The sequence below is a fragment of the Butyrivibrio sp. genome, assembly GCF_024699075.1.
This window is the reverse complement of the sequence record NZ_JAILQF010000384.1, coordinates 1-9,339: the sequence shown is the minus strand read 5'-3', so window position 1 is coordinate 9,339 and position 9,339 is coordinate 1. Positions and strand designations below refer to the sequence as shown.

Sequence of the window (9,339 nt, the reverse complement as noted above, 5' to 3'; positions counted from 1 at the left end):
TGGAAGGCTTCAAGTCTCTCGACGAAGGCGCTTCTGTAGAGTATGATGTAATCCAGGGCGAAAAAGGACCTCAGGCAGTAAACGTAAACAAGCTTTGATATTAAAATAATATCGAAGACATCCCATCTATAGTACGGATGTAAGCTTTTCATTAAGGTCCGCCTTAAAAATAAAGCAAAGATTTATTTTACTCCAACAATTAACCGGAGCAGCCAAGCTGCTCCGGTTTTGTATTATCATATTATTTACAGGCATTCATAACATCTTTTATACTAAGGCTTCCTCCAAATATATCAAGTGCTGAGCCTACTGTTACGTCAATCTTGCCTTTTCCTATTTCTTTAAGCTTTGTAATATCCAAAATGCTGTGAACCCCTCCTGCATACGTTACGGGGATCCTTGACCAGCTTCCGAGAAGGCTGGCAACATTTTCTTCTATTCCACCCTGCTTACCTTCTACGTCAGCTGCATGGATCAAAAACTCATCACATGAATCTGCCAGTTCATCTAAAGTTTCCAATGACAATTTTGTATCTGTCATCTTCTGCCATCTGTCAGTAACGATATAATAGTCATCACCTTTTTTCTTACAGGAAAGGTCAAGTACAAGATGCTCTTGTCCTACAGTCCTTTTCATGATCTCAAGCTTGTCTCTGTCTATCTTTCCATCTTTAAAAACATATGATGTTACTATTACATGTGATGCACCGGCATCAAGAAATGATCCTGCATTCTCAGGTACTATTCCACCACCTATCTGCAAGGTACCTGGGTGAGCTGAAAGAGCGCTAAGTGCCTGCTTTAAGCTATCTTCATAGAAGCTGCTTCCAACAGGGTTTAATATTATTACATGACCACCTGTAAGTCCAAGATCATAATACATATCTGAATAATATGCTCCGTCTTTTTCAGAAACATAATTATCTAAAGATGCATTCTTATTGTCACTAAGGCTTGAACCTACAATCTGCTTAACTTTCCCATTATGGACATCTATACAGGGTCTGAATATCAATAGTATACCTCCCGGTTATTTAAGTCCGAGAGCATCTGCCATATCATACATTCCTGCAGTTTTTCCTGCAAGGAACTTAGCTGCTTCTACAGCTCCTTTTCCGAATATAGCACGAGAATATGCTCTATGTGAGAATGTTATGACTTCGTCTGTTCCGGCAAATATAACGTCGTGATCTCCTACGATTGTTCCGCCTCTTACTGCAGAGATACCGATCTCCTTTTCAGATCTCTTCTCTCTCTTCTGAGAACGATCATATACATATTCGTAATCACCGCCTGCAGCTTCATTAATAACGTCTGCAAGAGATACTGCTGTTCCGCTTGGAGCATCAAGCTTCTGATTATGATGCTTCTCAACAATTTCCATATCAAAGCCTGATCCTGCAAGAGTCTTGGCTGCCTCTTTAAGAACCTTCATAAGTACATTAACGCCAACTGACATATTGGCAGATTTAAGAACTGCAACCTTTGAAGAAGTCTCTTTGACGTGTGCTATCTGCTCTTCAGAAAGTCCTGTTGTGCAAAGAACTACTGGAAGATTTTTATCTGCGCAGGTATCTAATAATTCATCTACACCTGAAGCGTTAGAAAAATCGATAACAACATCTGCTTCAACATCTACTTCAGAAAGACTTTTAAATGTTTTAAAAGAATAGTTGTTTTCTCCAAACTTATCTACACCTGCTACAATGCTGATATCGTTATCAGCTTCAGCAATATCAACGATTACGTGTCCCATACGGCCATTACAGCCGTTCATGATAGCTTTTACCATTTGTATTATTCCTCTACTTTGAATAGACATCTCTGTAATAAGATGTATGCGTTAACGATAGCTTAGTTTTAAGACTTACACTTAAATAATCCAAATCTTGCCGGATCAGATAAGGCCGAATTCCTTCATTGCCTTTTTGAGCTGCTCTGCATGCTCATCGCTTACCTGTGTAAGAGGAAGACGAAGAGGACCTGCTTCAATTCCTACATACTCAAGAGCCTTCTTGACAGGAATAGGATTAACTTCTGCAAAAAGAGCCTTGATAAGAGGTATTGCATCAAGCTGAATCTTAGAAGCCTTGGCAAAATCTCCCTTAAGAGCATATTCGCACATTTCGTGAGTCTGTCTTGGTGCTACGTTGGAAAGAACAGAAATAACACCGATACCTCCAAGAGACATGATAGGAACAACCTGATCATCATTGCCTGAATAAAGATCTATAGCGCCATCTGTAAGATTCATCATCTCTGCTGTCTGAGAGATGTTACCTGTTGCGTCCTTGATTCCTACGATATTAGCCTTCTCTTTTACAAGCTTTGCTGCTGTTGAAGGAAGAATATTGCAGCCTGTACGGCTTGGTACATTGTACATGATGACCGGGATATCAATAGCATCTGCAACATGTGAAAAATGAGCTACAAGGCCGTCCTGTGTTGCCTTATTGTAATATGGTGTTACTGAAAGAACAGCGTCAGCACCATACTCCTGTGCTTCTTTTGAAAGCTGAACTGCTGTCTGTGTACAATTAGAACCTGTACCTGCTATTACAGGGATACGGTGGTTAACTTTATCGATACAGAACTTGACTACGTCCATGTGTTCTTTCTCGCTCATGGTTGCGGCTTCCCCAGTTGTTCCACAAACGATAATTGCATCTGTTTGATTTGAGATCTGGAATTCGATCAGACGTGCGAACTCATCATAGTTAACTGATCCATCCTGATTAAATGGTGTTGCAATAGCAACTCCTGCTCCCTTAAATACTGCCATAGTGGCCTCCTTAAAATTTTAGCTTACCAGGTCCACGCTCTATTCGCCCGGTTTATTCTACACAAAAGGGTGAGCGCCCTTCGTGCGCTCACCCTACAATCTTCCAAATTGGGATTATCGGATAGCGCCCCATCATTACTGATGACAGTCATACACCTATTTGATGTATGCCCAAGAATTCGGAATGCAGCTGCTTCCGAATCTTTCGGCGCGCTTTCCTTTCCATTCTCTTCTTTTACTGCTGCAGCATCCAAGAATGTACTTATAAAACACGCAACCTCTATCTCTGAACAGGTACATCATAGCACCGGCATTTTACAGTGTCAACCAATGCGCATGATTTGCCATATATATCGCAATTGTAATGAATATAAGCCTTTAACACCACTTGCCCATGTCTATGCTATAATGTTTATGGTTTTGTCAGATAATGATCTGTCATGTACTATTTTATAAGATACAGATCATTACTATTTTTAAAGATACTGATCAATACTATTTTTTTATCTTATATTAATAATTTTTATATCTTTTAAAAGAAAACTATGAAAGGATTGTCGATGATTTCGACATACATTTATGGATAATAGAGTAACTTTATATATGCACTCAGGAAGTGGTAATCACGGATGTGAAGCTATAGTCAGGTCTCTTACGAGTCTTCTTAATGCTCAGGATGAAACACTTAAACCTGATGTAATGACCAATGACAGGGCTGAAGATCTTCTGTATGTTCCTGAAGACATATGCCACTTTGTTGAAGAAAATCATATGGACAGAAATGTCATCAATCATACTCTTTACTATATTTATCGTAAGATCACAAAAGACAAAGAATCTTTTCTCAGATACAGATTCAAACACATGTACAAAAATCCTCCAAAGGTAGGTGTATCTATAGGAGGTGACACTTACTGCTACGACTATATGGTTGAAGAGATAATGCTTACTAACAGCATGCTTCATAAACTCGGAACAAAGACAATCCTTCTTGGATGCAGTGTTGAGCCAAGTCTTGTACAAAGACCTGATGTAGCTGCTGATATGAAGCTCTATGACAAGATCCTGGCAAGAGAAAGCATAACTTATAATGCTCTCCTTGATGCCGGAGTATCCAAAGAAAGACTTGAACTTGCCCCGGACCCGGCATTTACGCTTGATACAGAGTACCTTCCTCTCCCTGAGGGCTTTAAAGAGGGTAAGACTATAGGTCTTAACCTAAGTCCTCTTATAGGAATGTATGCAGAAGATAAAGATATAGCGATCAAATGCTACGAAGATCTTATTCAGCACATTTTGGATACTACCGATAATACTATCGCACTTATCCCTCATGTTGTCTGGGATAGAAGTAATGACAGGATTCCTCTTACATTATTATATGATAAGTTCAAAGACACAGGCCGAATCCTTCTTATAAAGGATCATAATGCACCGCAGCTTAAGGGTTTTATAGCAAGATGCAGACTCTTTATAGGTGCAAGAACCCATGCTACTATTGCTGCCTATTCATCATGCGTTCCTACTCTTGTAATAGGTTATTCAGTAAAGGCAAGAGGAATTGCCAGGGATCTTTTTGGTACAGAAGATAAATATGTGCTTCCTGTTCAGGAATTAAAAACAGGTAAGCAGCTTATAGAAAGTTATGAATGGCTAAATAACAACGCATCTGATATCACCAAAAAGCTGCAAAAAGCCATCCCTGAATATGTAATAAAAGCAAAGCGAAACGGAAGCGCTGTTATAGATCTTCTTTCATAACAGCACCTATGTGTATACGAAATTTTGACTAACAAAATCTTGTTTTTAGATCATTCTTGGTATATATTTTACATCGATTTATAAATGTTTTTTTGATATCATTGTTGCATCGTATTGTTATGAGTGCTAAAATATGTTGGTTTTGAAATAACAGATAGATAAGTTACTATATGAATTTGATTCTGACAGATTGTTCAGAATCCATAGTTTTTTAAGGAGTACCAGTATGATACAGACAAGAGATGACATTAGAAACGTTGCCATTATAGCTCACGTTGACCACGGTAAGACAACACTCGTTGACGCTTTGCTTCACCAGAGCGGAATCTTCCGTGACAATCAGGAAGTTGCAGAAAGAGTCATGGACTCTAATGATATCGAGCGAGAGCGTGGTATCACAATCATGTCCAAGAATACCGCTATTTCATATAATGGCGTTAAGATCAACATTATCGACACACCCGGCCACGCTGATTTCGGTGGTGAGGTTGAGCGAGTACTTAAGATGGTTAATGGTGTAGTACTTGTAGTAGACGCTTTTGAAGGTCCTATGCCACAGACTAAGTTCGTTCTTCGTAAAGCCATGGAGCTTGGTCTTCCTGTTGTAGTATGTATCAACAAGATCGACCGTCCTGAAGCACGTCCTAATGATGTAATTGATGAAGTTCTTGAGCTTCTTATGGATCTTGGAGCTAACGATGAGCAGCTTGACTGCCCATTCGTATTTGCATCTGCCAAAGCAGGTCTTGCATCCAAGTCACTTGACGAGCAGGGAACAGATATGAAGCCCCTTCTCGATACAATTATTGATTATATTCCTGCACCTTCAGGTGATCCTGAAGCTAATGCACAGGTTCTTATCTCCACAATCGACTACAGCGAATATGTTGGTCGTATCGGTGTTGGTAAGGTTGATAACGGCAAAGTAAAAGTTAATGATGAAGTTGTTATCGTTAACCACCATGAGCCTGACAGATTGATCAAGACTAAGATCAGCAAGCTCTATGAGTTCGATGGTCTTAATAAAGTAGAAGTTACAGAAGCAGGTATCGGTTCTATAGTTGCTATTTCCGGTATCAGCGACATGAAGATCGGTGATACACTTTGCGCTCCTGAAAATCCTGTAGCTATTCCTTTTCAGAAGATCTCAGAGCCTACTATCAGCATGAACTTCATAGTTAATGACTCTCCTCTTGCAGGTCAGGAAGGTAAATTTGTTACTTCCCGTCAGATAAGAGACCGTCTCTACAAAGAGCTTAATACAGATGTATCACTCAGAGTAGAAGATACAGAATCTACAGATACTCTCAAGGTTTCAGGGCGTGGTGAGCTTCACCTTTCAGTTCTTATCGAGAACATGCGTCGTGAAGGCTATGAATTTGCAGTATCTAAGGCTGAGGTTATTTATAAGACTGATGAGAACGGCAAGAAACTCGAGCCTATGGAAAAATGTTATATCGATGTTCCTGAAGAATTCTCAGGTACAGTAATTTCAAGACTTTCCGAACGTAAAGGTGAGCTTGTAAACATGGGAACAGCTAATGGCGGATACAGCCGTCTTGAGTTCAATATCCCTTCACGTGGTCTTATCGGTTACAGAAATGATTTCATGACAGATACAAAGGGTAACGGTATCATGAATACAGAATTCTCAGGATATGCTCCATTCAAGGGAGAGATATCTTATCGTAAGCAGGGTTCTCTTATTGCTTTCGAGACTGGTGAAGCTGTAACATATGGTCTTTTCAATGCCCAGGAGCGTGGTACTCTCTTTGTAAAGGCTGGCGATAAGGTTTACTCAGGAATGGTTATCGGTTCAAGTGGTAAGAGTGAAGATATCGAAGTTAACGTATGTAAGACCAAGCACCTTTCAAACACACGTACATCATCTTCTGATGAAGCTCTTCGTCTTGTACCACCTAAGGTTATGTCTCTTGAAGAAGCTATCGAATTCATCGACACAGACGAGCTTCTTGAGGTAACACCTACAACTCTTCGTGTTCGTAAGAGAATCCTTGATCCTACAATGCGTAAGAGAGCAGGCTATGCAGCTAAGAACAAGGCTCAGAACAAATAATCAAGATCGATATAAATAAAAAAGATTGATATAAATAAAAAAGATTGATATAAATAAAAAAGCTTCCCGCGCCCTCAGGGGTTCGGGAAGCTTTTTTGACTTAAACTTAATATCCTATAAAAATTCTTATTTCTTGCAAAATATGATCAGAGTCAAAACCTGGACTTATATCGGATAAAATCCTGTATCTCCTTTTATTATTGTTGCTCTTGCACTTGTGATCTCAGTTATTGTAGTAATTACTTTATCAACATCTGCTGCACTTACAATTATGTCATAGCTGACGTCTACGCCATATGTGGGATTATCCAGAGGAATCTCCATAAGTCCAAACGTATGCTGGATCTTATCTACCATATCATAGCCGATACTAAAAGAAATCTTCTGTCCATAGGTCATGACAGCTGTCTTTGAAGCTGCAAGGGCTGCCTGTGAAGCCTGGGTATAAGCTCTTACAAGTCCTCCTGTTCCAAGAAGCGTACCTCCAAAATATCTTGTAACAACTATTAAGGTATTAGTTATACCCGCTCCCATAATAACTTCTAGGATTGGCTTTCCTGCCGTTCCTGAAGGTTCTCCGTTATCAGAGAAGCGCTGGTTCTCGCTCAAGGCTCCAAGAACATATGCATAGCAGTTATGGCGGGCATCCCAATACTTTTTTTCAACAGATTTTATAATATCCTCTGCTTCCTTGGCGTTTTCTATAGGAAAGGCCTGACCTATAAAGCGGGATTTCTTGATTTCTATCTCATCAGATCCGCCTTCAGTTATTATCTTATAAGATTTATCATTATTATTATTTTTGTCCATACTGATATAGTAAACGAACACAATATGATAAAACAAGCTTTAATCATAATAATTCTTTATAAAATAACCTTATATTCTTTATGTAAAATAAGCCAAAACGCCATAAATTGTGAACTTTAAGCTTAACTTCTTTATTCACTCGCCCAGATTTGCTATAATAGTATGATAAATTGGAGGAACTATTATGAATTATGGTAAAGAAGGCGTCAGAAAGCAGGAAACTGCACTCCGTAATGGAACTGGACGCTGGGGCAAAAAGCTCGGAACTTTTTTATTTAAAGTAGTCCTTTTGGCTATAATTTCAGTAATTATATTATTCATAAGTGCTGGAATCGGAGCCTTTCAGGGCATTATTGATTCATCTCCTGATATAAGCAATATCGATGTTACTCCTTCAGGATTCAGTACTTTCGTATATGACTCTGAAGGTAATCAGATAGCAAAGCTCGTATCAACTGACTCAAACCGTATCCCGGTAACACTGGACATGGTTCCTAAGGATCTTCAGAACGCATTTATAGCGATCGAGGATGCTCGTTTTAAGGATCATAACGGAATCGATATTCAAGGTATCATCCGAGCAGGATATGTTGCTATAACCACAGGCAGTTTTTCAGAAGGTGCTTCTACAATTACCCAGCAGCTTATCAAGAACAATGTTTTCACCGGATGGACCGAAGAAGATACACTCGTTGCCAAGTTCAAGCGTAAGATTCAGGAACAGTATCTTGCAATACAGCTTGAAAAGACGATGTCCAAGGAAGATATTCTTCTAAACTATATGAATACCATCAACCTTGGCCAGAATACACTTGGCGTTCAGGCAGCATCTCTTAGATACTTTAACAAATCTGTAAGCGAGCTTACCTTATCAGAATGTGCGGTTATAGCAGGTATCACTCAGAACCCTAGTAAATTTAATCCTATAACTCACCCTGAAAACAATGCAGAGAGACGTGAAAAAGTTCTTGGAAACATGCTGGAACTCGGATTTATAACTCAGGAAGCTTACGACGAAGCAATGGCTGATGATCCTTATTCAAGGATTCAGGTTGTTGATTCTGAAACAGAGGACAACACAGTCAACTCCTATTTTGTAGATGCTCTTACAGATGTGGTACTTGATGACCTTGTTGACGCCGGATACACTGAAACCCAGGCTTATTCACTTTTATACAGTGGTGGTCTTAAGATTTATTCAACAATGGATCCTACTATTCAGGGAATATGTGATGAGGTCTTCCAGGACGAATCCAACTTCCCGGCTAATACAAGTTATCTTCTCGATTATGCTCTTACTATCAAGAACGCTGACGGAGAATATGAAAACTACAGTGATGAGATGATGGAAACCTACTTCAAGGAGACCAATTCATCATTTGATCTGACTTTCTCTTCTACAGAAGCGGCAGAAGAAGCCATAGAAGAATATAAAGCTGCTATTGTCGGAGAAGATGATACTATTATCGATGAGAACTACACACTTACACCTCAGCCTCAGGTATCACTTACTATTGAGGATCAGTCTACAGGATACATCGTTGCTATGGAAGGCGGACGAGGCACTAAGACAGCAAGCAGAACCTTAAACAGAGCTACTGATGTTAAGAGGCAGCCCGGTTCTGCATTCAAGGTTCTTTCAGCCTACGCTCCTGCCCTTGACAGTGCAGGATATACACTTGCAACAGTTATCAATGATGCTCCGTTTAATTATTCAAACGGAACACCTGTAAGAAACTGGTACAGTGGCTATCGCGGACTCTCAACCCTAAGAGATGGTATACGTGATTCCATGAACGTTGTAACCGTTAAGCTCATGACGCTTATTACTCCTCAGCTTGGTTATGACTATCTTGTTAATAAGTTCCATATCTCAACTCTTGTTGAAAGAGAAGAACGTAACGGCAAG

The 9,339-nt window shown here is 39.6% G+C and carries 8 protein-coding genes and 1 riboswitch; of the genes, 4 read left to right on the top strand and 4 right to left on the bottom strand.

Translation table 11 applies throughout. From position 1 onward, the window contains the following. Nucleotides 1–98: cold-shock protein (locus tag K6G87_RS15490; RefSeq protein ID WP_296839246.1), on the top strand; the 98-nt coding region annotated here is incomplete at its 5' end. A gap of 143 nt (nucleotides 99–241) precedes the next feature. Here K6G87_RS15490 and hisA read toward each other — a convergent pair. The 3 genes from hisA to dapA form a co-directional block, all read right to left on the bottom strand. Beyond that, nucleotides 242–1,015, bottom strand: a complete 774-nt coding sequence (gene hisA, locus K6G87_RS15485) for a phosphoribosylformimino-5-aminoimidazole carboxamide ribotide isomerase (RefSeq protein ID WP_296839243.1) — start codon at nucleotides 1,013–1,015, stop codon at nucleotides 242–244. A gap of 15 nt (nucleotides 1,016–1,030) precedes the next feature. Next, nucleotides 1,031–1,792 carry a 4-hydroxy-tetrahydrodipicolinate reductase gene (gene dapB / locus K6G87_RS15480; RefSeq protein ID WP_296839241.1) on the bottom strand — a complete coding sequence of 254 codons (762 nt, stop codon included), beginning with the start codon at nucleotides 1,790–1,792 and terminating at the stop codon, nucleotides 1,031–1,033. Nucleotides 1,793–1,897: 105 nt separating this feature from the next. Beyond that, a complete protein-coding gene (gene dapA, locus K6G87_RS15475; RefSeq protein WP_296839238.1) occupies nucleotides 1,898–2,782 on the bottom strand; it encodes a 4-hydroxy-tetrahydrodipicolinate synthase in 885 nt (294 codons plus the stop codon). Between the two features lie 114 nt (nucleotides 2,783–2,896). Then, nucleotides 2,897–3,073, bottom strand: a riboswitch (Lysine riboswitch). A gap of 288 nt (nucleotides 3,074–3,361) precedes the next feature. Between dapA and K6G87_RS15470 the strand changes: the two genes are divergently transcribed. Next, a complete protein-coding gene (locus tag K6G87_RS15470; protein ID WP_296839235.1) occupies nucleotides 3,362–4,543 on the top strand; it encodes a polysaccharide pyruvyl transferase family protein in 1,182 nt (393 codons plus the stop codon). 226 nt (nucleotides 4,544–4,769) lie between these two features. Beyond that, nucleotides 4,770–6,620, top strand: coding sequence for a translational GTPase TypA (gene typA, locus K6G87_RS15465; protein ID WP_296839231.1), 1,851 nt, complete (start codon nucleotides 4,770–4,772; stop codon nucleotides 6,618–6,620). A 165-nt stretch (nucleotides 6,621–6,785) separates the two neighbouring features. Here typA and K6G87_RS15460 read toward each other — a convergent pair whose 3' ends face one another. Next, nucleotides 6,786–7,430 (bottom strand): YigZ family protein, encoded by a 645-nt coding sequence (locus K6G87_RS15460; protein ID WP_296839228.1) that lies wholly within the window; start codon nucleotides 7,428–7,430, stop codon nucleotides 6,786–6,788. 184 nt (nucleotides 7,431–7,614) lie between these two features. Here K6G87_RS15460 and K6G87_RS15455 point away from each other — a divergent pair. Continuing rightward, the coding region (locus K6G87_RS15455; RefSeq protein ID WP_296839225.1) for a transglycosylase domain-containing protein at nucleotides 7,615–9,339 on the top strand (1,725 nt) is incomplete at its 3' end.